At 74.1% G+C, this 23,147-nt stretch carries 21 protein-coding genes and 1 pseudogene; 13 read left to right on the forward strand and 9 right to left on the reverse strand.

The window, feature by feature from the left end; genetic code table 11:
- Positions 1–45: 45 nt before the first annotated feature.
- Entirely contained in the window at positions 46–2,970 is a 2,925-nt protein-coding gene (locus ACQEVU_RS04025) for a hypothetical protein (protein WP_433320686.1), read from the reverse strand.
- A 357-nt stretch (positions 2,971–3,327) separates the two neighbouring features.
- On the opposite strand from ACQEVU_RS04025, the gene hisI reads away from it, so the two are divergent.
- From hisI to ligD, 4 genes are read left to right on the forward strand one after another with little or no spacing between them, the layout of a single operon-like run.
- The gene (gene hisI, locus ACQEVU_RS04030) at positions 3,328–3,615 is read left to right on the forward strand and encodes a phosphoribosyl-AMP cyclohydrolase (protein WP_433320689.1); all 288 of its coding nucleotides are present in this window, start codon (positions 3,328–3,330) and stop codon (positions 3,613–3,615) included.
- Positions 3,612–5,147 (forward strand): anthranilate synthase component I, encoded by a 1,536-nt coding sequence (locus ACQEVU_RS04035; RefSeq protein ID WP_433320692.1) that lies wholly within the window; start codon positions 3,612–3,614, stop codon positions 5,145–5,147. The genes hisI and ACQEVU_RS04035 overlap by 4 nt, the downstream gene beginning before the upstream one ends.
- Positions 5,144–5,683 (forward strand): Trp biosynthesis-associated membrane protein, encoded by a 540-nt coding sequence (locus tag ACQEVU_RS04040; protein WP_433320695.1) that lies wholly within the window; start codon positions 5,144–5,146, stop codon positions 5,681–5,683. The genes ACQEVU_RS04035 and ACQEVU_RS04040 overlap by 4 nt, the downstream gene beginning before the upstream one ends.
- A gap of 25 nt (positions 5,684–5,708) precedes the next feature.
- Positions 5,709–6,953, forward strand: a complete 1,245-nt coding sequence (gene ligD / locus ACQEVU_RS04045; protein WP_433320698.1) for a non-homologous end-joining DNA ligase — start codon at positions 5,709–5,711, stop codon at positions 6,951–6,953.
- 47 nt (positions 6,954–7,000) lie between these two features.
- Here ligD and ACQEVU_RS04050 read toward each other — a convergent pair whose 3' ends face one another.
- The gene (locus ACQEVU_RS04050) at positions 7,001–8,074 is read right to left on the reverse strand and encodes a hypothetical protein (protein ID WP_433320701.1); all 1,074 of its coding nucleotides are present in this window, start codon (positions 8,072–8,074) and stop codon (positions 7,001–7,003) included.
- Positions 8,075–8,247: 173 nt separating this feature from the next.
- Between ACQEVU_RS04050 and trpC the strand changes: the two genes are divergently transcribed.
- From trpC to ACQEVU_RS04070, 4 genes are read left to right on the forward strand one after another with little or no spacing between them, the layout of a single operon-like run.
- Positions 8,248–9,051, forward strand: a complete 804-nt coding sequence (gene trpC, locus ACQEVU_RS04055; protein WP_433334784.1) for an indole-3-glycerol phosphate synthase TrpC — start codon at positions 8,248–8,250, stop codon at positions 9,049–9,051.
- Positions 9,048–10,265, forward strand: a complete 1,218-nt coding sequence (gene trpB, locus ACQEVU_RS04060) for a tryptophan synthase subunit beta (RefSeq protein ID WP_433320704.1) — start codon at positions 9,048–9,050, stop codon at positions 10,263–10,265. Before trpC ends, trpB begins: the two co-directional genes overlap by 4 nt.
- A 3-nt stretch (positions 10,266–10,268) precedes the next feature.
- Positions 10,269–11,078, forward strand: coding sequence for a tryptophan synthase subunit alpha (trpA, locus tag ACQEVU_RS04065; protein WP_433320707.1), 810 nt, complete (start codon positions 10,269–10,271; stop codon positions 11,076–11,078).
- A gap of 56 nt (positions 11,079–11,134) precedes the next feature.
- On the forward strand, positions 11,135–12,343 hold the full coding sequence (locus tag ACQEVU_RS04070; protein ID WP_433320710.1) for a PQQ-binding-like beta-propeller repeat protein: 1,209 nt from the start codon (positions 11,135–11,137) through the stop codon (positions 12,341–12,343).
- Between the two features lie 16 nt (positions 12,344–12,359).
- Here the strand turns inward: ACQEVU_RS04070 and ACQEVU_RS04075 are convergent, their stop codons facing one another.
- Together ACQEVU_RS04075 and ACQEVU_RS04080 are read right to left on the reverse strand one after the other, a co-directional pair.
- A complete protein-coding gene (locus ACQEVU_RS04075; RefSeq protein ID WP_433320713.1) occupies positions 12,360–13,001 on the reverse strand; it encodes an SGNH/GDSL hydrolase family protein in 642 nt (213 codons plus the stop codon).
- A 53-nt stretch (positions 13,002–13,054) separates the two neighbouring features.
- Entirely contained in the window at positions 13,055–13,540 is a 486-nt protein-coding gene (locus ACQEVU_RS04080) for an NUDIX hydrolase (RefSeq protein ID WP_433320716.1), read from the reverse strand.
- 153 nt (positions 13,541–13,693) lie between these two features.
- Between ACQEVU_RS04080 and lgt the strand changes: the two genes are divergently transcribed.
- Both lgt and ACQEVU_RS04090 read left to right on the forward strand, forming a co-directional pair.
- Positions 13,694–14,755: a prolipoprotein diacylglyceryl transferase gene (gene lgt / locus ACQEVU_RS04085; RefSeq protein ID WP_433320719.1), complete on the forward strand. Its 1,062-nt coding sequence runs from the start codon at positions 13,694–13,696 to the stop codon at positions 14,753–14,755.
- Positions 14,755–15,939, forward strand: a complete 1,185-nt coding sequence (locus ACQEVU_RS04090) for an FAD-dependent oxidoreductase (protein ID WP_433320722.1) — start codon at positions 14,755–14,757, stop codon at positions 15,937–15,939. The genes lgt and ACQEVU_RS04090 overlap by 1 nt, the downstream gene beginning before the upstream one ends.
- On the opposite strand, the pseudogene ACQEVU_RS04095 reads toward ACQEVU_RS04090, so the two are convergent.
- Positions 15,936–16,169 (reverse strand): annotated as a pseudogene (locus ACQEVU_RS04095) (hypothetical protein); the annotation flags it as partial. The gene ACQEVU_RS04090 and the pseudogene ACQEVU_RS04095 overlap by 4 nt on opposite strands.
- Positions 16,148–17,131, reverse strand: coding sequence for a biotin synthase BioB (gene bioB, locus ACQEVU_RS04100; RefSeq protein WP_433320725.1), 984 nt, complete (start codon positions 17,129–17,131; stop codon positions 16,148–16,150). The pseudogene ACQEVU_RS04095 and the gene bioB, both read right to left, overlap by 22 nt.
- A gap of 87 nt (positions 17,132–17,218) precedes the next feature.
- On the opposite strand from bioB, the gene ACQEVU_RS04105 reads away from it, so the two are divergent.
- Positions 17,219–18,382, forward strand: coding sequence for an 8-amino-7-oxononanoate synthase (locus ACQEVU_RS04105; RefSeq protein ID WP_433320727.1), 1,164 nt, complete (start codon positions 17,219–17,221; stop codon positions 18,380–18,382).
- A 142-nt stretch (positions 18,383–18,524) separates the two neighbouring features.
- Entirely contained in the window at positions 18,525–19,214 is a 690-nt protein-coding gene (bioD, locus tag ACQEVU_RS04110; RefSeq protein WP_433334786.1) for a dethiobiotin synthase, read from the forward strand.
- 31 nt (positions 19,215–19,245) lie between these two features.
- Here bioD and ACQEVU_RS04115 read toward each other — a convergent pair whose 3' ends face one another.
- Positions 19,246–19,899: a sensor histidine kinase gene (locus ACQEVU_RS04115; RefSeq protein WP_433320730.1), complete on the reverse strand. Its 654-nt coding sequence runs from the start codon at positions 19,897–19,899 to the stop codon at positions 19,246–19,248.
- A gap of 132 nt (positions 19,900–20,031) precedes the next feature.
- Here ACQEVU_RS04115 and ACQEVU_RS04120 point away from each other — a divergent pair, with 132 nt between their 5' ends.
- Positions 20,032–20,823 carry an ArsR/SmtB family transcription factor gene (locus ACQEVU_RS04120; RefSeq protein WP_433320733.1) on the forward strand — a complete coding sequence of 264 codons (792 nt, stop codon included), beginning with the start codon at positions 20,032–20,034 and terminating at the stop codon, positions 20,821–20,823.
- Here ACQEVU_RS04120 and ACQEVU_RS04125 read toward each other — a convergent pair.
- Positions 20,820–21,668, reverse strand: coding sequence for a L,D-transpeptidase (locus ACQEVU_RS04125; protein WP_433320736.1), 849 nt, complete (start codon positions 21,666–21,668; stop codon positions 20,820–20,822). The genes ACQEVU_RS04120 and ACQEVU_RS04125 overlap by 4 nt on opposite strands.
- A 36-nt stretch (positions 21,669–21,704) precedes the next feature.
- A complete protein-coding gene (locus ACQEVU_RS04130; protein WP_433320739.1) occupies positions 21,705–23,120 on the reverse strand; it encodes a PLP-dependent aminotransferase family protein in 1,416 nt (471 codons plus the stop codon).
- Positions 23,121–23,147: the final 27 nt, after the last annotated feature.

Genomic DNA, 23,147 nt, shown 5'->3' on the forward strand with positions numbered 1-23,147 from the left:
CCGGAACGTTCCGGTCCGCCCCCGCGGGGGTTGCTTGCTTCGGTACTACAGGGAGAGGACCCGCTCGAGGAACTCCTTGTACTGCCGCAGCGCGATGCGCAGCGTCTCGGTGTCGGGGTGCTTGGACGACTTGCTGGGGTTGAGCGCGTGCTGCTGCTCCTGCAGCTTCTCGGCCAGCGTCTCGATCGCGTCACTGACGATCGCGGAGGCCCGGGCGACCGCCTTCACGGGGTCGTCGACGAACTTCGACTCCGCCTTGACCAGCCGCTGCCGGAACCGATCGGCCCGCTTCTGCTTCCACAGCACGATCCGCTGCTCGACAAGGTCCCCCGGCCGCAGCGGCGCGGCCGCGTACTCGACCTCGTCGTCATCCTCTTCAAGCACAACGATCGCGATCGCTTCGTCGTCTTCCTCGTCCTCGACGTCCTCGACCTCACCAACCAGAACGAGCACGTCCTCGTCCTCGTCTTCGTCGTCCTCATCGTCAGCGACGGCATCGACCTCGTCGTCTTCGTCGTCACTGTCGTCTTCGTCGTCGCTGTCGTCTTCATCGTCCGCCGCGTCGGCGAGCGCCTCAACTTCAACGTCACCGTTGCCCTCGTCCTCACCGGCGTCAGCAACGACCTCATCCGCGAGGACCTCGCCCACAATCTCCGCAGGCGCGTCGTCCTCTTCTTCGCCCTCGGCCTCAGCCACGCCTTCCTCGGCGGCCTCTTCGTCGGCCTCAGCCACGCCTTCCTCGGCGGCCTCTTCGTCGGCCTCGGCGACGGCTTCCTCGGCGGCCTCTTCTTCGGCGACGGCTTCCTCGGCGGCCTCTTCTTCGGCCTCTTCTTCGGCCTCGGCTTCGGCGACGGCTTCCTCGGCGGCCTCTTCCTCGGCCTCGGCTTCGGCGACGGCTTCCTCGGCGGCCTCTTCCTCGGCCTCGGCTTCGGCGACGGCTTCCTCGGCGGCTTCTTCCTCGGCCTCAGCCTCAGCGACGGCTTCTTGGGCGGCTTCTTCCTCGGCCTCAGCCTCAGCGACGGCTTCCTCGGCGGCCTCCTCGTCGGCCTCAGCCTCAGCGACGGCCTCTTCGACGGCTTCCTGCTCGGCCGGCTCCTCGTCGGCGGTCGCGTCGACGTCGTCCTCGGTTACCGCCTCGGGTTCCTCCTCAGCCGCGTCGTCCTCCGCCTCCGCAGCCGGTTCGTCGCCCTCCGTTGCGTCGCCCTCCGCGATCGGTTCGGCCTGCTCATCCGTCTCGCTCTCCGCGGCGTCGACGTCGCTTTCCGCGGCCGGCTCCTCGTCGCCGGCTTCCTCCGTGGCCTCCGCAACGGCCTCTTCGTCGCTCGGCTCGGCCTCGGCGACGGCTTCTTCTTCGCCGGCCTCCTCGGCCTCCGCGACGGCCTCCTCGTCGCCCGCTTCCGCTTCGTCGGTCGTCTCGGCGACGGCTTCCTCAACCTCGGCCTCCGCGGCCGCCTCCGGCTCCGCGTCCTCGGCCTGAGCATCCTCGTCGGCCTCCGCGGCAGCCTCAGCTTCGGCGGTCTCCTCGGCCTCGGCGACGGCGTCCGCGTCGGTGGACTCCTCGGTCTCGGCGACGGCCTCGGGCTCTGCGTCCTCGTCGGCCTCGGCGACAGCGTCGGTCTCGGCTTCGGCGTCGGTCTCCTCGGTCTCGGCGACGGCGTCCGCTTCGGCGGGCTCCTCGGTCTCGGCGGCGGTCTCGGCTTCGGCGTCGGTCTCCTCGGTCTCGGCGACGGCGTCCGCTTCGGCGGGCTCCTCGGTCTCGGCGGCGGTCTCGGCTTCGGCGTCGGTTTCCTCGGTCTCGGCGACGGCGTCCGCTTCGGCGGGCTCCTCGGTCTCGGCGGCGGTCTCGGCTTCGGCGTCGGTTTCCTCGGTCTCGGCGACGGCGTCCGCCTCGGCGGGCTCCTCCGTCTCGGCGGCGGCCTCGGGCTCCGCGTCCTCGTCCGTGGTGGTCACGGCCTCGGCGTCGTCGGTCGAGTCGGTGACCTCCTCGGCGGCCTCGGCTTCCTCGGGTTCCGCAACAGCCTCCGCGTCCTCGGCCCCAGCCTCGGTGTCCTCGGTGATCGCCTCAGCCTCGGCCGTCTCGGCCGCGGCCTCCTCCGTAGCGGGCTCGCCGTCCGCCTCGAGTTCCTCGGCCTCTGCGTCTGCAGAAGCCTCCGTGTCGTCCGCGGCCTCAGCGTCCGCAACTTCGGCGTCGGTGGAAGCCTCGGCGTCGTCGGCGGACTCCGGCTCCGTCGAGGCCTCGGCGTCCGCAACTTCAGCGTCCGCGGAAGCGTCGGCGTCCTCTGAAACCTCGGCGACGTCCGAAGCATCCGCAACCTCAGCGTCCGTGGAAGCCTCGGCGTCTTCGGAGACCTCGGCGGTCTCGGCGACGTCGGAGGCGTCCGCAACCTCAGCGTCCTCCGCGGCGTCCGTGGAAGCCTCGGCGTCTTCCGAGACCTCGGTGGCCTCGGCGACGTCCGACGCGTCCGCAACCTCAGCGTCCTCCGCGGCGTCCGTGGAAGCCTCGGCGTCTTCCGAGACCTCGGCGGTCTCGGCGACGTCGGAAGCGTCCGCAACCTCAGCGGCGTCCTCCGAAGCGTCCGTGGGAGCTTCGGCATCTTCGGAGACCTCGGCGGTCTCGGCGACGTCGGAAGCGTCCGCGACCGCGGCGTCGTCCGAAGCGTCCGTGGACTCGTCGGCCTCGGTGGCCGGGCCGGTGATGGCCGAGATGTCGTCGGGGACGGCGACCGAGATCGCGGGGGTGTCGGCCAGCGGCTCAGCAGCAAGAGCAGCCGGAGTGGACTCGGTGGAGGACTCCTCGGTGGCCTCGGCGGCGTCGGTCGCGTCGGTGGTGGCGGCGACCGTGGCCGGCGGGGCGTCGTCGAGGGGCTGGCGAGGCTCCGGTACCAGGGCCTCGGCCGGCTTGTCCTCTGAAGCGGTCACTTCAGGGGACGGGCCCGACTGGTTGTTCGGCGGGGTGAAGTTGGGATGCATCGAGTGGGTCCTCCGTCCGCTCGGTCCGAACGGGGGCGGCCACCCGGTCGGACTGCTGCTTAGCTCAGCGCTGGGGTCGCGGACGCCGGGAGGCCGAGCGGCGCCCTGGACCGACGACCGCAGGACCGGACGGTGGGGTGCCCCCAGCGAGACGGGTTGGGGGTGTCCGTCGGCGAGCGGGGAAGGGGTGGGCGACCGCGCAGACTTCCGTGCGGCGCACCGCCAAAGTACTCCTCCAACACCACCAGCCATAGACCCCAAACCGCCGAGTATCCGCGGTGCGGGAGAATTGCCGCTGTGTCGTCGAACCTTGATCCAGAAGTCGCGCAGCGTTTACGCCGGAACGAGGCTGGGCTGGTGCCAGCCGTCGTGCAGGAGCACGGCACCGGGCAGGTGTTGATGTTGGCGTGGATGGACGACGAGGCGCTGCACCGGACCCTTACGACGGGGCGGGCGACGTACTGGTCGCGCAGTCGCGGGGAGTATTGGGTCAAGGGGGCGACCTCCGGGCACGTCCAGCACGTCAAGAGCGTTGCGATCGACTGCGACGGGGACACGCTGCTGGTCACCGTCGAGCAGACCGGCGCCGCCTGCCACACCGGCAACCACACGTGCTTCTACACGGAACTGGAGGTGGCCGAATGACCACCGGCGCCGTCGCCCCGGACGAGGGGACCTTCCGCGAGCTGGCCCGCAACCGGCGGGTGGTGCCGGTGACCCGGCGGCTGCTGGCCGACGGGGAGACGCCGGTCGGGGTGTACCGCAAGCTGGCCGGCGGGCCGGGGACCTTCCTGCTCGAGTCCGCCGAGCAGGGCGCGGGGGCGGCCGGGGCGGTCTGGTCGCGGTACAGCTTCATCGGCGTCCGCAGCGTCGCCACCCTCGTCGAGCGGGAGGGGCGCGCGCACTGGCTCGGCGCGCCGCCCGCCAACGTGCCGGTCGACGGCGACCCGACCGAGGTGCTGCGGGCCACGATCGCGGCGCTGAGCGCGGACGACTCCGACCTGCGCGCGCTCAACCTGCCGCCGCTGTCGGGCGGGCTGGTCGGGTTCCTGTCCTACGACGCCGTGCGGCGCTTCGAGCGGCTGCCCGAGCTGGCGCTGGACGACCTGCACCACCCAGAGCTGGGCATGATGCTCGCGACCGACCTCGTCGCGCTCGATCACTTCGAGGGCGCGGCGCTGCTCATCGCCAACGCGGTGCTGCCGGAGGCGGGGGCCGACGACGCCGTGGTCCGGGCGGCGTACCACCAGGCGATCGGCCGGCTCGACGCGATGACCACGGCGCTGTCGCGGCCGACGCCGCCGATGGTGTCCACTGTGGACCGGGTGCCGGTCGGGGACGTGGTCAGCCGGACGCCGGTGGGGGAGTACCCGAAGGCGGTCGAGGTCGCCAAGGAGGCCATCCGCGCGGGGGAGTGCTTCCAGATCGTCGTCGCGCAGCGCTTCGAGCGGGCCACCGACGCGGACCCGCTCGACGTCTACCGGGTGCTGCGCACGACCAACCCGAGCCCGTACATGTACCTCCTGCGCTTCGACGGCTTCGACGTGGTCGGGTCCTCACCCGAGGTACACGTGAAGGTGGACGGGCGGCGGGCACTGCTGCACCCCATCGCGGGCACGCGCTGGCGCGGGGCGACGCCGGAGGAGGACGCGGCGCTCGCCGCCGACCTGCTCGCCGACCCGAAGGAGCGGGCGGAGCACGTGATGCTCGTCGACCTCGCGCGCAACGACCTCGGGCGGGTGTGCAAGCCCGGCACGGTGGAGGTGCCCGAGTTCATGACCGTCGAGCGGTACTCCCACGTCATGCACATCGTCTCGACCGTCGTCGGCGAACTGCACGACGACCGCAGCGCCTTCGACACGCTCGCCGCGACGTTCCCGGCCGGCACCCTGTCGGGGGCCCCGAAGGTGCGCGCGATGGAGATCATCGAGGAGCTCGAGCCGACGCGCCGCGGCCTGTACGGCGGCGTCGTGGGCTACTTCGGCTTCGGCGGCGACATGGACACCGCGATCGCGATCCGCACGGCGCTGATGCGCGACCGGATGGCGTACGTCCAGGCCGGCGCCGGCATCGTGGCCGACTCCGACCCGGTGTCGGAGGAGACCGAGACCCGCAACAAGGCTGCCGCCGTGCTCGCGGCCATCGCCACCGCCGAGACGCTGCGGCCGGCCCGATGAGCGAGCCCAGCCCACGGCGCGCCCTCGCCCTCACCGCCCTGGTGTGCGCGGTGGGGGCCGCGCTCGTGCTGGTGGCCGCGACCCGGGACTGGCAGGACGTGGTCACGGTGCAGCCGGCGCCCCTGCCGCCGATCACCAAGCACCGCAGCGGGACCGACATCGCCCCCTGGCTGACCGCGCTCGGCGTGGTCGCGCTCGCCGGGGCCGGGGCGCTGTTCGCCACGCGGGCCGCGGCGCGGCTGGTCGTGGGCGCGCTGCTGGTCCTGTCCGGGGCCGGCGTGGCGGTCGCCGCGCTGGTCACCCTCGACGACCACGTGAAGGTCGCCTGGCCGTTGCTGTGCGTAGTCGGCGGCCTCGCGGTGCTGGCCGCGGGCGTGGTCACGGTCCGCTCGGGCCGCGCGTGGCCGGCGATGGGCGCACGATACGAACGCCCGGCGGCGCCCGCGGAGCGCAAACCGGACCGCCCCGCCTCCCAGGCCGAGCTCTGGGACGCCCTGGACCGGGGCGAGGATCCCACGACTCACGACCGCCCGTAGCCGCAACAACGGTAGGGTCGGCCGCATGGCGAGCAGTTCCGAGGAAGTGATCGAGGTCGCCGGGCGCGAGGTGACCATCACGAATCCCGGCAAGGTGTACTTCCCGAAGTCCGGCCGCACCAAGCTCGACGTCGTCCGCTACTACCTGGCCGTCGCCGACGGGGCGCTGCGGGGCGCCGGCGGCCGGCCGATGGCGCTCAAGCGCTACGTCAACGGCATCGAGGGCGAGGCGTTCTTCCAGAAGCGCGCACCTGCCAAGCGGCCCGAGTGGATCGAGACGGCCGAGCTGCGCTACCCCTCCGGGCGCACCGCCGAGGAGATCGTGCTGCGCGACGCCGCCCAGCTCGCCTGGGTCGTCAACCTCGGCTGCCTGGAGCTGCACACCCACTCGGTCCTGGCCGAGGACGTCGACCACCCCGACGAGCTGCGCATCGACCTCGACCCGGTGCCGGGCGTGCCGTGGGGCCAGGTCGTCGACGTGGCGATGATCGCGCGGGAGGTCCTGGAGGAGTACGGCCTGCTGGGCTGGCCCAAGACGTCCGGCTCCCGCGGCTTCCACATCTACGCCCGCATCGAGCCCCGCTGGACGTTCGCCGAGGTGCGCCGGGCCGCCGAGGGCTTCGCCCGGGAGGTCGCTCAGCGCGCGCCCGACCTCGCCACCGGCGCCTGGTGGAAGGAGGAGCGCCACGGCGTCTTCGTCGACTACAACCAGAACGCCAAGGACCACACGACGGCCTCCGGCTACTCGGTGCGCCCGTCGGAGGAGGCGAAGGTCTCCGCCCCGCTGAGCTGGGACGAGGTGCCCGGCTGCGACCCGGCGCAGTTCACGATGGAGACGGTCCCGGGCCGCCCCGACCCGTGGGCGGGCATCGAGGAGGCCCGCGGTTCGCTGGAGCCGCTGCTGGAGCTCGCCGCCACGTACAAGAAGAAGGCGCCCGCCAAGAAGGGCGCCGGCCGCCGCCAGCCCAGCATGCCGCTCATCGAGATCACTCGCACCGCCACCCGCGAGGAGGCGCTGGCCGACCTCGACAAGTGGAAGGAGCGCCACCCGGCGGTGTGGCCGCTGCTGGAGCCGGCCGACGTCCTGGTCGACTCCATGCGCGGCATCAACTCGGTCTGGTATCGCATCCGGGTCAACCTCGTGCACGTCCCCGAGGCCGACCGCCCGCCGCAGGAGCCCCTGGAGCACGAGTTCGACCCCTTCGCGAGGTGGAAGGAGATGCAGGCCCGCGGCCAGATCCCGGCCCGCTGGCAGCGCCCCACCTCCTAGCACGGCCCTGGCTGCTGAAACGGTCGGGCTGCCGGCATCGGCCGCGCTCATCGCGCTTCCTCCGGGGAGTCGACCCAGCCGGCCATGAGCACGAGGCCGGTCGGGCGGTGGACGGTCAGATATCCGAACGGCAGGTCGAAGCGGGCGGTGACGCGCAGCCGCCGCGCCGCCCGGGGCGTGGCCGGCAGCGGGACCATCGGCGCCGGCGCCACCGGCGTGGCCCGGAAGCCGGTCGCGGTGAACGCGGCCGACGCCGTCTGCGCCGCCGCGGCGACCCGCAGCCCGTCGGGGCCGATGCCGGGGAACGAGCCGCCGGCCGCCGCGGCGGCGAGCCCGAACAGCTCGGCCGAGGCGAGCAGGTCGTGGGTGCCGGCCGCGGCGAACCGCGGAACTTTCACCACCAGCTCGGGCGCGCTGTCCTCGGCGTCGACCATGGCCCGGCTGATGCACGGGCCCTCGTCCGCGGCGACGGCGCCGGTGAGGCCGGTGACCGCGGCGGCCAGGACCGCGCCGGGCGGGGCGCCGCCGGCGGCCGTGCACAGGACCACGTCGACGTCGGCGGTGCCGGCGACGGTGAGCAGCGTGACCGGGCCGGCCGCGGTGGCGGCGACCCGCAGGACGGACGGGTCGGCGCCGCGGCGGTGCAGCGAGGCGAGGCGCCGCCCGGCCCACGGGCCCTGCGAAGGGCGCAGCACGCCGTCGGTGAACGGCTCCCGCCAGTCGGTGGTGACGGCCAGCGCCGAGGCCAGGACCAGCGCGTCGGCGTCGATCGGGCCGGCGGTGGCGGGCGGCAGGGGCGGCACGGGCGCGCCGGTCTGCGCGGCCGCCCACGCGTCCAGTAGGGGCCGGTCGATGGCCGGGTCGCCGGTCAGGCGGGGGTCGCAGCGGGCCGCCCAGTCCAGCGTCAGCGGGGCGCCCTCGCGGGTCCACACGCCCAGCGCGCCGCGGACCGGCAGCTCCAGCGGCGTGGGCGCGACCGCGCGCAGCTCCGTCGCCGCCCGCCCGGCCGCCACGGAGGCGAGCAGGGCCAGCAGGGGATAGATCGCCGCCCCTGAGAACACTCCGGCGGGGGACACGGACGCCCAGCCGGCCGTCAATGTGTTTGCCCGCTGAACGCTCATGCCGACACCCTAGAACGGGGGTACGACAAAACTCGGCGGCGAGGCATTATGCCCTAGTCCATCAGGTGACGTCGGCCATACCCCCGCGGCCTTCGGCCGACCGGGGGCGACCTAGCATCGGTCGCATGACCACCGGAGAGGGGAGCTCCTTGATCAACGCGGAAAGCGGCCGGGTGCTCGACGAGATCCTCGCCGGAGTGCGTGAGGACCTGGCGGTCCGCGAGGCACAGGTGCCCCTGGCAGACATCAAGCAGCGCGCCGCCCAGGCCCCGCCGCCCCGGGACGCCTACGCCAAGTTGCGCGCACCCGGCGTCGGCGTGATCGCGGAGGTCAAGCGCTCGTCGCCGTCGAAGGGCCAACTGGCCGAGATCCCGGACCCGGCGGAGCTCGCGAAGGAGTACGCGGCCGGCGGCGCCCGCTGCGTCAGCGTGCTCACCGAGGGCCGCTGGTTCGGCGGCAGCCTCGACGACTTCGCCGCCGTGCGCGCCGCGATCGACGTGCCGATGCTGCGCAAGGACTTCGTCGTGTCCTCCTACCAGGTGCACGAGGCGCGGGCCTACGGCGCCGACCTGGTGCTGCTCATCGTCGCCGCGCTGGAGCAGAACACGCTGACCGGGCTGCTCGACCGCATCGAGAGCCTCGGCATGACGGCGCTGGTCGAGGTGCACGACGAGGAGGAGACCGACCGCGCGCTGGAGGCCGGCGCCCGGGTCATCGGCATCAACGCCCGCAACCTGCGCACGCTCGAGGTCGACCGCACCGTGTTCGAGCGCATCGCGCCCGGCCTGCCGGCCGAGGTCGTCAAGATCGCCGAGTCGGGCGTGCGCGGCCCCCACGACCTGATCCGCTACGCGTCGGCCGGCGCCGACGCCGTGCTGGTCGGCGAGGGCCTGGTCACCCAGAAGAGCCCGCGCGAGGCCGTCGCCGAGCTCGTCACCGCCGGCAGCCACCCGGCCACCCCGCGGGCGGCCCGATGAGCGCGTTCCTCTCGGCGGCGGGCCTGCTGCCGGACCCGGCCGGCCACTTCGGCACGTACGGTGGCCGGTTCGTCCCGGAAGCCCTCGTCGCCGCGCTCGACCAGCTCGACGCCGCCTACCGCCACGCGCAGGCCGACGAGGCGTTCCAGGCCGAGTTCGGCCGGTTGCTGCGCGACTACGCCAACACGCCGAGCCCGCTGTACCGGGCCGAGCGGCTCTCCCGCGGTACCGGAGCGCAGATCTTCCTGAAGCGTGAAGATCTCAACCACACGGGCGCCCACAAGGTCCGCAACGTCCTCGGCCAGGCGCTGCTCACCCAGCGGATGGGCAAGACCAGGGTCATCGCCGAGACGGGCGCGGGCCAGCACGGCGTGGCCAGCGCCACCGCCTGCGCCCTGCTCGACCTCGAGTGCGTGGTGTACATGGGCGAGGAGGACACCCGCCGCCAGGCGCTCAACGTCGCCCGCATGCGCATGCTCGGCGCCACCGTCATCCCCGTCACCACCGGCTCCAAGACGCTCAAGGACGCCATCAACGAGGCCCTGCGCGACTGGGTGACCAACGTCGACAACACGCACTACCTGCTCGGCACCGCCGCCGGCCCGCACCCGTTCCCGGCGATGGTGCGCGACTTCGTCGGCGGGATCAGCGTCGAGGCCCGCCGCCAGATCCAGGAGCAGACCGGCCGGCTGCCCGACGCCGTCGCGGCCTGCGTGGGCGGCGGCTCCAACGCGATCGGCGCGTTCCACGCGTTCGTGCCCGACGAGAGCGTGCGGCTCTTCGGCTTCGAGGCCGGCGGCGACGGCGTCGACACCGGCCGGCACGCCGCGAGCATCACCGGCGGCGCGACCGGCGTGCTGCACGGCGCCCGCACCTACCTGCTGCAGGACGAGGACGGCCAGACCGTCGAGTCGCACTCGATCTCGGCCGGCCTGGACTACCCGGCGGTCGGCCCCGAGCACGCCTACCTGCACGACACCGGCCGCGCCACCTACGAGCCGGTCACCGACGCCGAGGCGATGGACGCCTTCAAGCTGCTGTGCCGCACCGAGGGCATCATCCCGGCCATCGAGAGCGCGCACGCCGTCGCCGGCGCCCTGCGGGTGATCCCGCGCCTGGCCGCCGAGCTGGGCCGCGAGCCGACCGTGATCGTCTGCCTGTCGGGCCGCGGGGACAAGGACATGGACACCGCGCGGGATTGGTTCAAGGTATAACCAATGGTCCAGGAAGTAAGGCTCCAGACGGCGTTCGAGAAGGCGCGGGCCGAGGGCCGCAGCGCCCTCATCGGCTACCTGCCGGCCGGGTTCCCCGACCACGCGGTCGCCGTGGACGCCATCCTCGCCATGATCGACAACGGCGTGGACATCGTCGAGGTCGGCCTGCCGTACTCCGACCCGGTCATGGACGGCCCCGTCATCCAGCGCGCCACCGAGGCGGCCCTGGCGGCCGGCTTCCGCGTGCGTGACGGCCTGCGGGCGGTCGAGGCCGCCGCGGCGACCGGCGCGCCGATCCTCACCATGACGTACTGGAACCTCGTCGAGCGCTACGGCGTCGAGCGCTTCTCGGCCGACCTGGCCGCGGCCGGCGGCGCGGGCCTCATCACACCCGATCTCATCCCCGACGAGGCCGGGCCGTGGCTGGCCGCCTCCGACGCGCACGGCCTCGACCGGGTCTTCCTCGTCTCGCCGTCCTCGACCGAGGCCCGCATCGCGAGCACGGCCGCCGCCTGCCGCGGCTTCGTCTACGCCACCAGCGTCATGGGCGTCACCGGCGCCCGCAGCACGACGAGCTCCGCGGCGCCGGCCCTGGTCGAGCGCGTGCGCCGGCTCGGCCCCGGCACCCCGGTCGCCGTCGGCCTGGGCGTGTCCAACGGCGAGCAGGCCGCCGAGGTCGGCGAGTTCGCCGACGGCGTGATCGTCGGCAGCGCGCTGGTGCGCTGCCTGCTCGACGCCGAGACGCCCGCGGCCGGCGTCGCCGCCGTGGCCCGGCTCAGCGCGGAACTTGCCGAGGGCGTGCGCCGCCACTAACCGCCCGGCGGCCTCGTTGAGGCTTCGTGCGGCAATTTCCCGATTTGGTACGTCATGTGCTCCTCCTGGCGGCCCTGCTGATCCCGCCGTCCCTCGTGAGCGCGCCGGCGACGGCCGCGCAGATCGGCGGCGGTTACGGCTCCAGCGCCGACTCGGACTGGCGGCAGAACGGCGCCGATCCGGGCCGCTCCGGCCACCAGGCGCTGACGGGCCGCCTCGACGCACCCGCGGCCCGGCACCTGCGCACGGCCTGGACCGCACCGGCCACCCGGCCCGAGGAGCGCATCGGCGGCGCCGTCGTGGTCGACGGCACCGTGTACCGCTCGGCCGAGGCCGGCGACGGCCAGATCCGCCGCTACGACGCGGTGACCGGCGGCGACCGCGGCCCGCTCGTCGACGCCCCCGGCCGCGCCTTCGGCCAGCTCGCCGCGGCCGGGGACACGCTGCTCGTCGAGTCGATCGAGCGGCCGAGCCTGCGGCGGTACCTCGGGGCGTACCGGATGAATGGAAAACCGGAGTGGGAGACCGTGCTGCCGGACGAGGTCTCCGGCGGCTTCACCGTCGACGGCGGCCTCATCCTGCGCAGCGCCGGCGCCACGCTGAGCGCCTACCGCGTCACCGACGGCGGCCTGGCCTGGTCCGCCCCGCTCGGCGCCGAGCCCGGCTTCCACGCGCCGGTCGCGGCGGGCGGCCTGGTGCTGCAGGCGACCGAGCCGGGCCGCATCCAGGCCTACGCGGGGGACACCGGCGCCCCCGCCTGGACCCGCGATGCCCCCGGCGCCGAGCTCGTCGCTTCGGGCGACGCCGTGTTTGCGGTCGGCGAGCACGGCGTGTGCGCCTACGCGGTGCGCGACGGCGCCCAGCGGTGGTGCGACACGGAGACCCTCGAGTCACCGGTGTACGCCAGCGCCGCCCCCGGCGCGCTGTACGTCATCGACGGCCACGGCGGCCTGGCCGCTTTCGAGGCGCTCAGCGGCCACGTGCGGTGGCGCACCTCGTACGGCCTGCACTCGGAGGTCGACGCCTCGTACTGGTCCCCGGTGAACGGCGGCGGCGTCGTGTACGCGGTGGTGTACCACTTCGGCTTCGTCGGCGGCGTGAGCACGCACCGCGTCGAGCTGATCGCCGCGGACGCCGCGACCGGCGAGCTGCTGCGCCGCCTGGACCTGGACGTGCCGTCCCTGATCGGCGGCGAGCCGCTGCTGCTGTCGGCCGACCACGTGTACTTCGCATCCCTCGCCAAGCTCTACGCCTTCGCCACCTGAGGGGCGCTGGCGCTGGTCAGGAGCGCAGGGCGGCGCGCCAGGTGTCGCGGATGGCCTCGGCGCCCCAGGCGTTGGGCTCGATGGCGCCGCACAGCCACAGCTCGCGGTTCGCCGGGCGGGGCTCGGCGGTCGTGATGTCGCCGGCCTGCGCGCCGTGGCCCAGGAACGCCGCGTGCAGGTCGGCCACCGCGGCGCCGTGGCGCGCGGCGGCCTTGCGGATCTCCGCGTTGAGCGACTCGAGCAGGCCGAGGCCGCCCTCGACGTCGGGCAGGCCGGCCCACGCCAGGTCGCCGCTGCCGTCCGTCGGGTCGTAGACCGTGCTGACCACGATCCGGGCGCCGGTGGCGGCCAGGCTGACCAGCGTGGCGTCGTAGTTCGCGGCGATCGCCTCGATCGCCGCCGGGACCTTCTCCGGCGACTCGATGATCGCGGTGAGCAGGTCGTTGCCGCCCATGGTGAGGGTGACCAGGGCCGGGCGGCCGGCGACCTGGCCGACCTGCTTGCGCAGCACGTCGTCGCTCGTCGCGCCGTCGCGTGCGAGCAGCATCAGCTCTATGCCGAGGTCGTCGGCGAGCAGGGAGGCGGCGCCCAGGCCGGGGCCGCCCGCATAATCGTCGATCGACATCGAGTCGCCGAGCGCGTAGTACCGCGGGGCCATGCATTGATCATCGCGGAGACGGTCCCGTCGATCCAACCCGTTTCGCGGAAATTTCAGGCCTCGACGACCTCGGGCTCGGCGTCGCGCTGCAGTTCGCGGATCACGCCCGTGCGCGCGGCCGCGGCGTCGGCGATCGCGGTGCGCGTCGTCGCGGTGAGCGGCTCGGGCAGCGCGTCGAGGTCGTGCCACGACAGGCCGCTGATCCGGCCGGGGGCGTTGAGGGAGGGCCCGCCGCCGTCGAGGCGGCCGCGGAAGACGTGGACGAACAGGTCGGGTGTTGCGGTGCCACAGCCGTCGCCGGTCAGCTGATACATGCCGATCAGCTCGACGACCTCCGTCTCCAGGCCGGTCTCCTCGCGGATGTCCCGGATGACGGCGTGCACGGGGCTCTCGTCCGCGCGGATCTTCCCGCCGGGCAGGCCCCACAGCTGGTGCCCGCCGGCCTGGCGGCACAGCAGCACCCGGCCGGCCGCGTCCTCGATGACGGCGGCGACCGCGGAGGTCACCTTGCTGCCGTTACTCAGCGTTGAGTAGCTCATGTTCGCACTTTAGGCGCCGCCGCTCAGCGTCGCGAGACCTTCGCTGATGGTGATCTTTGCGGGCGGGGCGGGGCGCCGGGAAGGGACGCGACGCGTCGCAACGCAACGGGGCGGGCATCGCAATTCGCCGGATCGGCGGTAGCGTGTTCACCCGTGGACGCTGCCCTCTCACCGCTGGCCGAGATCCCGAGCCCGACCCGTGGCGTCTGGGACCTTGGACCTATTCCTCTGCGTGCCTACGCACTCTGCATCGTGCTGGGCATCATCGCCGCCTGCTTCATCACCGACCGCCGCCTGCGGGCCCGGGGCGCGCCGCCGTGGGTGATCCTCGACGTGGCGATCTGGGCGGTGCCGTTCGGCATCGTGGGCGCCCGGCTGTACCACGTGATCACCTCCCCGGACGCGTACTTCGGCGAGAACGGCTCGCTGATCAAGGCGTTCAAGATCTGGGAGGGCGGTCTCGGCATCTGGGGCGGCGTGGCGGCCGGCGCGCTCGGGGCGTTCATCGCCTGCCGCCGGCTCAACCTGCCGTTCGCGATGGCGGCGGACACGCTCGCCGTCGGGCTGCCGGTGGCCCAGGCGATCGGGCGCTGGGGCAACTGGTTCAACAACGAGCTGTACGGCAAGGAGACGACCCTGCCGTGGGGGCTCAAGGTGTACAACTGGGACACCGAACACGGCCGGGCACTGGAGGCCGGCGGCCAGCCCATCGTGCTGGGCGTCTTCCATCCGACCTTCCTCTACGAGTCGCTGTGGTGCATCGGCGTCGCGGTGGCCGTGTGGCTGCTCGACCGCAAGTACCGCTTCGGCCGGGGCCGGGCCTTCGCGCTCTACGTGATGCTCTACACCGTCGGCCGCTTCTGGGTCGAGTCGCTGCGCATCGACGACGCGCAGCACATCCTCGGCATGCGGCTGAACAACTGGACGTCGATCATCGTCTTCGCCGCCGCGCTCATCTACTTCCTGCGCGTGCGCGGCCCGCAGGAGCGGGTGACGGTCGACGAGGACGGTCGCATCCACCTGGTCAGCGCCGAGCCCGAGCCGGAGGCCCAGCCGGAGCTGCCGGCGGCCGAGGCCGCGCCGGAGCCGGCGGCCGAGGAGTCGGAGGCCGAGGAGCCCGAGGCCAAGGAAGAGGCGCAGGAAGAAGAGCAACCCGAAGAAGCGACAGCGCAAGCACCGGAACGCGAGAACAGCGACGCGGCCGGTAAGGGCTGATGCGGACCGCGGTCGTGGTCGGGGCCGGCGTCGGCGGGCTCGCCGCCGCCGGCGCGCTGGCCCGAGCCGGCTGGAAGGTCACCCTGCTCGAGCGCGACGACCGGCTGCGGCCGGGGCGGGCCGCGCTGGTCCTGTGGCCCAACGGGATCCGCGCCCTGCGGGCCCTCGGCCTGGCCGGCGGCCTCGACGGCATCTCCACGCCCGTGCCCCCGGCCGGCATCCGCAGGCCCGACGGCACCTGGCTGGTCCAGCCGGGCGTGTCCGAGATCGAGTCGCCGCCCGTGGTCGTGCACCGCGAGGACCTGCACGACGCGTTCATCGCCGGCCTCGGCGAGCAGGTCGACGTGCGCGGCGGGGTCGAGGTCCAGGCGGCGCGCGTGCGCCGCGACCGGCCGGCCGTCGGCGACGGGCGGGTCATGTTCGAGGCCGACCTGGTCGTCGCCGCGGACGGCCCGGCCAGCGCCGTCCGCCGCCGGCTCGCCGCCGCCAGCACGTTCGCCAGCGCCGGGTTCGCCGCGTGGCGGGCGGTCATCCCGTGGTACCGCGCCCCGGAGCTGCCGGCCGACCTCGCCCTGCACGGCGAGTCGATCGGCGGCGGGCAGCGGTTCGTCTACGCCTCGCTCGGCGAGCGCGGCTCGGCCGGCACCTCCACCCGCGGCGGCATCTACTGGGTGGCCACCGTGCCCGGCGCGCTGCGGCCCGAGCCGCCGTCCGGGCAGCTCGCGCTGCTGCGGCGCTGGTTCGCCGACTGGCACGCGCCGATCACCCAGCTGCTGGCCGCGACCGAGGCCGACGACCTGGTGCAGGAGCCGGTCGGCGAGATCGCGCCGCTGCCGGAGTCGTTCGGGGTGCCGTGCGGGCCGGGCGGCTACGCGCTCATCGGCGACGCCGCCCACGCGATGCCGCACCACCTGGCGCAGGGCGCCTCGCTGGCGCTGGAGGACGTGGCCACGCTGCAGTCGGTGCTCGTGGGCGGGGTCACGGGCGGGTCCCTGGGGCCGGCGCTGTCCGAGTACGGCCGGCTGCGCCGCGCCCGGATCGTGCGGGTGCTGCAGCAGTCGAAGAAGGCCGCAGCGGTACTGCAGCAGCGAGGCCGCCTCGCCGCGTCCATCGCCCGGGTCAACCCCCGCACGCTGGACCGCGCCGCGGCGGCCTCGACCGAGTGGGCGGGGCCCAACGGCTAAACCGATCCACCGGCGGAGCCGGTCCGCGACGGGGTAAGGACCCCGTGCTCGACGCAGGACGCGGACCAGCCGCCCGGCAGCACCTGGACCTTCATGCGGCGGCGGCACTGCGCGCAGTACCGCGGCGGCTCCAGCCGGCGAGCCGCCGCACACGCCTCGTGGGAGCCGCCGTCGCGCGGCTCCCCGCAGCGGTCGCAGTACGGGCCGCTCACAGCGTCGCCGAGAGGGCCTTGACCGGCATGCTCAGCTCGTCGAGCAGCGCCAGGTCCTCCGACGGGGAACGGCCGAGCGTGGTCAGGTAGTTGCCGACGATCACGGCGTTGACCCCGCCCAGCAGGCCGTCGCGGGTGCCGAGGTCGCCGAGGGTGATCTCCCGCCCGCCGGCGTAGCGCAGCAGCGTGCGCGGCAGCGCCAGCCGGAACGCCGCGATCGCCCGCAGGGCGTCCTTCGGGTCGAGCACCGGCTGGTCGGCCAGCGGCGTGCCCGGCCGCGGGTTGAGGAAGTTCAGCGGCACCTCGTGCGGGTCGAGCTCCTGCAGCTGCATCGCGAACTCGGCGCGCTGCTCGACGCTCTCGCCCAGCCCGAGGATGCCGCCGCAGCAGACCTCCATGCCGGCGGTGCGGACCATCCGCAGCGTGTCCCAGCGCTCCTCCCAGGTGTGGGTGCCCACGACGTTGGGGAAGTGGGAGCGGGCGGTCTCGAGGTTGTGGTTGTACCGGTGGATGCCCAGCTCGGCCAGGCGGTCCACCTGGGCCTGGGTCAGCATGCCCAGCGACGCGGCGATGTTGATGTCCACCGCCGCCCGGATCGCGGCCACACCGTCGGCGAGCTGCGTCATCAGCCGCTCGTCGGGCCCGCGCACGGCGGCGACGATGCAGAACTCGGTGGCCCCGGTCGCGGCGGTCTGCTTCGCCGCCTCGACCAGCGACGGGATGTCCAGCCACACCGCGCGCACGGGCGAGGCGAACAGGCCGGACTGCGAACAGAAGTGGCAGTCCTCCGGGCAGCCGCCGGTCTTGAGGGACACGATGCCCTCGACCTCGACCTCGGGCCCGCACCAGCGCATCCGCACGTCGTGGGCGATGGCGAGGTACTCCGGCAGCTCCTCGTCCGGGCAGCGCAGCACGGCGAGCACGCCCTCGTGGTCGAGCCCGACTCCGGTGTCCAGGACGGCCTTTGCAGCTTCAAGCATGCTCGTACCTTACAAATCGTTAGGGTCACCTGTCCGCACCCGGGAGGGCTCGGTTAGGTTGTGCACATTACACAACCGGCATCGTAGATGTTCTACAACGGCAAGAGGAGGCCCACGGTGGAGTGGCTGTCCACACTCGATGGGGAGGCCGCCGCGCGGCGGGCCGCGGGCCTGCGCCGGGAGCTGCTGCCCCGCGACCCCGGCGATCCGGTCGTCGACCTCGCGGGCAACGACTACCTCGGCCTGTCCCGCCACCCGGAGGTCCTCGCCGCCGCCGGCCAGGCCCTGCTGGACTTCGGCCTGGGCGCCACGGGCTCGCGCCTGGTCCGCGGCTCCACGGCCGCCCACCGCGACCTGGAGGACGCCCTGGCCGCCCTGCTGGGCTTCGAGTCGGCGCTGGTGTACTCCTCGGGCTACCTCGCCAACCTCGGCGCCGTGCGGGCCCTGGTGCGACCGGGCGCCCTGGTCGTCTCCGACGCCCACAACCACGCCTCCCTCATCGACGGCTGCCGCCTGGCCCGCCAGGAGACGGTCGTCGCCCCGCATCAGGACCCGGATTTCGTACGGCATGAGCTCGCCCGCCACCCCGGCCGCCCCGCCGTCGTCGTCACGGAGAGCATCTTCTCGGTCGACGGCGACCTGGCCCCGCTGGCGGAGCTCTACGAGGCCACCCGCGCGCACGGCGCCCTGCTGCTCGTCGACGACGCACACGCCCTCGGCGTGATCGGCCCGTCGGGCGCCGGCGGCGTGGCGGCCGCCGGCCTGTCCGGCGCCCCCGGCGTGGTGGTCACAGCGACCCTGTCGAAGTCCCTGGGCGCCGGCGGCGGCGTGGTCGCCGGCCCCCGCCAGCTGTACCGCGAGCTGCTCGACACCGGCCGCACGTTCATCTTCGACACCGCCCTGCCCCCGGCGGTGGCGGCCGGCGCGCGGGCCGCGCTGCGCCTGCTGATCTCGGGCGACGACCGGCGCGCCGAACTGCGCGACCGCGCCCGCCGGGCGGTCGACCGCCTGCGCGCCGAGGGCCTCGAGGTCTCCGAGCCCGCCGGCGGCGTCATCTCGGTCGCCGCCCCGAGCCCGGACGAGGCGCACGCCTGGGCGGCCGCCTGCCGCGGCCGCGGCGTGGCGGTAGGCTGCTTCCGCCCACCGTCCACTCCGGACGGTCGCTCCCGCCTGCGCCTCACCGTCGGCGTGGGCGTCCCCGCCGCCGACTTCGACCGGGCCGTCGACATCATCCTGAAGGAACGCCCGTGACCGGTCCGGAGCGCAGCGACGGGGCCGGTCGCCGTGGACACAGTCTCGCGGTCGCGCGACCGGCGAGCGTCAGCGAGGAGGACGCGTGACACTCCTGCCCGGCCTCGGCACCGAGGAGCTCCCCGGCCCGATCACCGGCACCATCGTGGTGACCGGCACCGACACCGGGGTGGGCAAGACGATCGCCACGGCCGCGATCGCCGCCGCGGCCACGGCGGCCGGCCAGCGCGTCGCGGTCGTCAAGCCGGCCCAGACCGGCACGGCCGACGGCGACGAGCCCGACGCGGCCACGGTCGCCCGCCTGGCCGAGCCGGCCCTGACCCGCACCCTGGCCAGCTTCCCCGACCCCCTGGCCCCGCTCGCCGCCGCGCGGGTCGCCGGCGAGGACGCGCTGACCGCGGTGATGGCCCAGCTGGCCGCCCGCTCGATCGCCGAGCACCACGACCTCACGCTGATCGAGGGCGCCGGCGGCCTGCTGGTCCCGCTCGGCGAGGGCGGCTGGACGCTGCTGGACCTGGCGACGGCGCTGGACGCCACGGTCGTCGTGGTGGCCCGCGCGGGCCTGGGCACGCTGAACCACACCGCGCTGACGCTGGCGGCCCTGGCCCGCCGCGAGCTGCCGGCCCTGGTCGTCCTCGGCGCCTGGCCGGCCGACCCGGAGCTGGTCCACCGCACCAACCTGTACGACCTCGCGGGCGACCTGGCCGGCGCGATCCCGGACGGCGCCGGCGCGATGGCGGGCCCCCTGTTCCGCCGCGAGGCCCCGCACTGGCTGGACTCCCGCCTGTACGGCCGCTTCGACCCGGTGGCGTTCCGCTCGCACAGCCGCTGATCACACAGCCGCGTCAACCGCGCGCCGGAAGTCAGCGCTGGGAGGGGGCCAGCACCGAGGCGGGGAGGGTCAGGCGGAACGAGGTCTCGTCCAGGCGGACGTCGCCGCCGCACAGGCTGGCCACCGCGCGGGCGACCTGCAGGTCCGCGGACTTCGGGGGGTCGTCGATCGAGCGGCGCTGCGGTGCCGCGGTCAGCTCGCCCATCGGGACGATGCGGGCCTCGATCGACGGGTGGGGGTCGCGGCGCAGCGTGATCTCCACGTGCGCCCGCGCCGGGGCCGCGATCGCCAGCCACAGCACGAGCTGGCCGACCAGGTGGCGGCAGATCATCTCGTCGACCGCCACGGGGGCCGAGTCCGGCACGTCGGCGTGGACGCTCACCGCGCTCGCGACCGCCACGCGGCGGGCCAGGTCCACGGCGTCGCGCAGGACCGGCACCAGGTCGGTGGAGCCGTCGCGAGGGCTCGGCGCGCCGGTCGCGGCCAGCGGGAGCACCACGCTGTCGACGTAGCGCTCCAGGCGCAGGGCGTTGCGGTCGATCGCGTCGAGGCAGGCGGGGCCGTCGGCCGGGCCGTCGGGCGGCAGGTCGTCGCGGAGCAGGCGGGTGTACGCCAGGATCGAGGTCAGCGGCGTGTGCAGCTCGTGGCGCATGCGGGCCGCAGGGTCGTCACCGGTCGTGAACAAGGCAGATCCCCTCTCCGGGTATCAATCAGTATAAACCGGACAAAGGTGTGACGCGGTCATTCGAGCGCCTTGACGGGCAACCAAATGGCTGCCTAATATTGGCAACCGGAAGGCTGCATATTGGGGGCGGGGATGGATGACGTGTTCCGGGCGCTGGCCGATGCCAGCCGGCGGGCGCTGCTGGACGGCCTCAACCGGGACAACGGGCAGACGCTGCGCGAGCTCTGCGCGGGGCTCGACATGACCCGGCAGTCGGTGAGCAAGCACCTGGCGATCCTCGAGGAGGCCGGGCTCGTGACCACCGTGCGCCGCGGCCGGGAGAAGCTGCACTACCTCAACGCCGCCCCGATCAGCGACATCGCCGAGCGATGGATCAGCCGCTACGAACGGCGGCGCGTCGACGCGCTCGCCGACCTCAGGAAGGCACTGGAGGCGACACCGATGAGCAGGCCCGAGTTCGTGTACACCGCCTACATCCGCACCACGCCCGAGCGGCTGTGGCAGGGGCTGACGGACCCGGCGTTCACCCGGCAGTACTGGGCGACCGCCATCGAGTCCGACTGGACCCCGGGCGCGGCGATGACCTGGGTCGTGCGGGACGACACCCGCATCGCCGATCCCGAGCAGGTGGTGCTGGAGGCCGAGCCCTACACCCGCCTGTCGTACGCGTGGCACACGTTCACCGACGAGTGGGCGAAGGCGTACGACGTGGATGAAGACCGCCGCGCCCGCTGGGCCGGGGAGCCGCGCTCGCGGGTGACCTTCACGATCGAGCCGAAGGGCGACCACGTGAAGCTCACCGTCGTGCACGACGGCTTCGACGAGGGCAGCGAGATCCTCGCGGGCGTGTCCCAGGGCTGGCCCGAGGTCATCTCCGGCCTCAAGACCCTGCTCGAGACCGGCGCGCCGCTGACCGAGGCTTAGGGAAGGACGATCACGCTGGTGCCGGACGGGATGTTGTCCAGCAGCACCTTCTGGGCCGCCGGGGGCATCCGGACGCAGCCGTTGGACTTGCGGTAGCCGAAGTCGTTCTGGTACCAGGCGTGGATGCCGGTGTGCGCGTCGGCGAGCCCCTCGGCGACGGCGTTCTTGTCGTCGGGCACGGCGCCCAGGGCGATGACGTCCAGCCCGGCGTACACCTTGCTGGGCAGCGACGAACGGCCCAGCACGAAGGTGCGGCCCAGCGGGGTCTGGGTGGCCGGCGCGCCGACGGTCACCGTCCAGGTCTGCTGAGCCGCGCCGTCACGCAGCCAGGTGAGCTTGAAGGCGCCCCGGTGCACCACGATCTGGTCGTGCAGCGGGCGCGTCTTCCAGCCGCCGGCCGGCAGCCAGCCGATGCTGCGGTTGACCGACGGCAGCAGCACCGCGACCCAGCCGTCGCGGCGCTCGACCACCGGCATGATGAGGTCCACGCCGCTGATCTGGCGGGTGAGGTACGCCCGGGCCTGCCCGCCGGGCGCGTCGTACACGGGCAGCTTCGAGTCGACCTGCAGGCCCTCGTTCAGCAGCGTCATCGACGACTGGTCGGGGTCGGCGGGCAGGCCGGTGGCGGCCTTCGTGTAGGTGATCGTGGGGATGCCCGACGGCGGCGGGGACGCGGGCGGCACGCTACCGGCCGGTGACGCCTCCATGGCCGCATCGCCGGACGCGGGCGCCGGCGTGTTGGCGGCGGCCACGGGCGGCTTCGGGTGCTTCGACCCGCACGCGCTCAGCGGTGCGGCGAGGGCCCCCGCGAGCGCGAGGAGGACGGCGACGCGGCGGACGGACATGCGCCACACGGTAGCGGGTCCGGGTGAATTCCGCCGTCATGTGGAATGGCGAACCGCCTCGGCCAGACGGTCGAGCGCCTCCGGCAGGTCGGCCGTGGCGATGGCGCCGTAGCCGACCGCGAGCCCGGGATCGGCGGCGCCGCGCGCCGGGTCGGCGTAGAAGCCGCCGAGCGGGTCGAGCGCGACGTCGGCCGCCCGCGCGCGGCGGACCGGGCCCGGCAGGTCCATTGGCGCGGTCGCGCGCATGGCCACGTGCAGGCCGGCGCTGGAGGGCACCAGCGCGAACCAGGGCGCGAGCGGGCCGCGCACCGCCCGGACGACGAGTTCGTGCCGGGCCCCGTACACGCGCGTGAGCGTGCGCAGGTGCGACTGCAGCCGCCCCTCGTCGATGAACTCGGCCAGCGCCATCTGCGCGGACGGCTCGCCGTGCCAGTCGGCGATGCGGCGGGCCGCGCGCAGGGCCGGGCGCAGCGCCTCGGGCGCGATCAGGAACCCCAGGCGCAGCGACGGCAGCAGCGTCTTGGAGAAGGAGCCGACGTAGATGACCCGCCCGGCCCGGTCGAGGCTCTGCAGCGGCTCGAGCGGGCGGTCGGAGAAGCGGAACTCGCTGTCGTAGTCGTCCTCGACGATCGCCGCCCGGTGCTCCTGCGCCCAGGCCAGCAGCGCCGCCCGCCGGTCCAGCGACATCGCGGTGCCGAGCGGATGCTGGTGCGACGGTGTGACGTACACCACCCGCGCCGCCGCCGGGATCGCGTCCACGACGATCCCGTCGGCGTCGACCGGCACGCCGGCCACGCGGGCGCCGTGGCTGGCGAACAGCCGCCGGACCGGCGCGTAGCCGGGCTCCTCGACGGCGACGAGCGCGCCCGGCTCGACGAGCACCCGCCCGACGAGGTCGACGGCCTGCTGGGCGCCCGCGGTGATGAGCACGTCCTCGGCGGCGGCGCGCACCGAGCGCGACAGCCCGACGTGGCGGGCGATGGCCGCGCGCAGCGGCTCGTAGCCGGCCGGGTCGCGGTACTCGGCCGAGGCGTGCAGCGACCGCGCGATGAGCCGCCGCCAGGTCGCCATCGGGAACAGGGTCGCGTCGGGGTGGCCGATGCGCAGGTCGAGGCGGGCCGGCGGGGTCGGCGGGGGCTCCTCGCCCAGGGCCGCCCAGCGCCGGGCCGGGCGCAGGGGGCCGGCCGGGGCTCGGCGGGCGGTGGCGGGCTCGCCGGAGTACGCGACGAAGGTGCCGGCGCCGGCCCGGCCGCGCAGGAACCCGTCGCCGACGAGCCGGTCGTAGGCGGCGGCGACCGTGTTGCGCGCGACCGAGAGGCGGCGGGCGAGCTCCCGGCTGGGCGGCACGCGCTCGCCGGGGCGCAGCCGGCCGTCGAGGATGGCGTCGCGCAGCTGCCGGTAGATGCGGTCGGTGCGGTCGCCCCGGCCGTCGAGACTGATGTGCAGTTCCATTTGGCCCAGTACCCTAACGCATGAATT

The sequence above is a fragment of the Dactylosporangium sp. CA-139066 genome (assembly GCF_050936175.1).
Classification (GTDB): Bacteria; Actinomycetota; Actinomycetes; order Mycobacteriales; family Micromonosporaceae; genus Dactylosporangium.

What these genes read in the sequence shown, in the direction of transcription:
- ACQEVU_RS04025 (WP_433320686.1), bottom strand. Translation starts at nt 2,970, where the DNA reads ATGCATCCCAACTTCACCCCGCCGAACAACCAGTCGGGCCCGTCCCCT.
- ACQEVU_RS04035 (WP_433320692.1), top strand. Translation starts at nt 3,612, where the DNA reads ATGACCACCGGCGCCGTCGCCCCGGACGAGGGGACCTTCCGCGAGCTG.
- ACQEVU_RS04040 (WP_433320695.1), top strand. Translation starts at nt 5,144, where the DNA reads ATGAGCGAGCCCAGCCCACGGCGCGCCCTCGCCCTCACCGCCCTGGTG.
- ligD (WP_433320698.1), top strand. Translation starts at nt 5,709, where the DNA reads ATGGCGAGCAGTTCCGAGGAAGTGATCGAGGTCGCCGGGCGCGAGGTG.
- ACQEVU_RS04050 (WP_433320701.1), bottom strand. Translation starts at nt 8,074, where the DNA reads ATGAGCGTTCAGCGGGCAAACACATTGACGGCCGGCTGGGCGTCCGTG.
- trpB (WP_433320704.1), top strand. Translation starts at nt 9,048, where the DNA reads ATGAGCGCGTTCCTCTCGGCGGCGGGCCTGCTGCCGGACCCGGCCGGC.
- trpA (WP_433320707.1), top strand. Translation starts at nt 10,269, where the DNA reads ATGGTCCAGGAAGTAAGGCTCCAGACGGCGTTCGAGAAGGCGCGGGCC.
- ACQEVU_RS04075 (WP_433320713.1), bottom strand. Translation starts at nt 13,001, where the DNA reads ATGGCCCCGCGGTACTACGCGCTCGGCGACTCGATGTCGATCGACGAT.
- ACQEVU_RS04080 (WP_433320716.1), bottom strand. Translation starts at nt 13,540, where the DNA reads ATGAGCTACTCAACGCTGAGTAACGGCAGCAAGGTGACCTCCGCGGTC.
- ACQEVU_RS04090 (WP_433320722.1), top strand. Translation starts at nt 14,755, where the DNA reads ATGCGGACCGCGGTCGTGGTCGGGGCCGGCGTCGGCGGGCTCGCCGCC.
- bioB (WP_433320725.1), bottom strand. Translation starts at nt 17,131, where the DNA reads ATGCTTGAAGCTGCAAAGGCCGTCCTGGACACCGGAGTCGGGCTCGAC.
- ACQEVU_RS04105 (WP_433320727.1), top strand. Translation starts at nt 17,219, where the DNA reads ATGTTCTACAACGGCAAGAGGAGGCCCACGGTGGAGTGGCTGTCCACA.
- ACQEVU_RS04120 (WP_433320733.1), top strand. Translation starts at nt 20,032, where the DNA reads ATGGATGACGTGTTCCGGGCGCTGGCCGATGCCAGCCGGCGGGCGCTG.
- ACQEVU_RS04125 (WP_433320736.1), bottom strand. Translation starts at nt 21,668, where the DNA reads ATGTCCGTCCGCCGCGTCGCCGTCCTCCTCGCGCTCGCGGGGGCCCTC.
- ACQEVU_RS04130 (WP_433320739.1), bottom strand. Translation starts at nt 23,120, where the DNA reads ATGGAACTGCACATCAGTCTCGACGGCCGGGGCGACCGCACCGACCGC.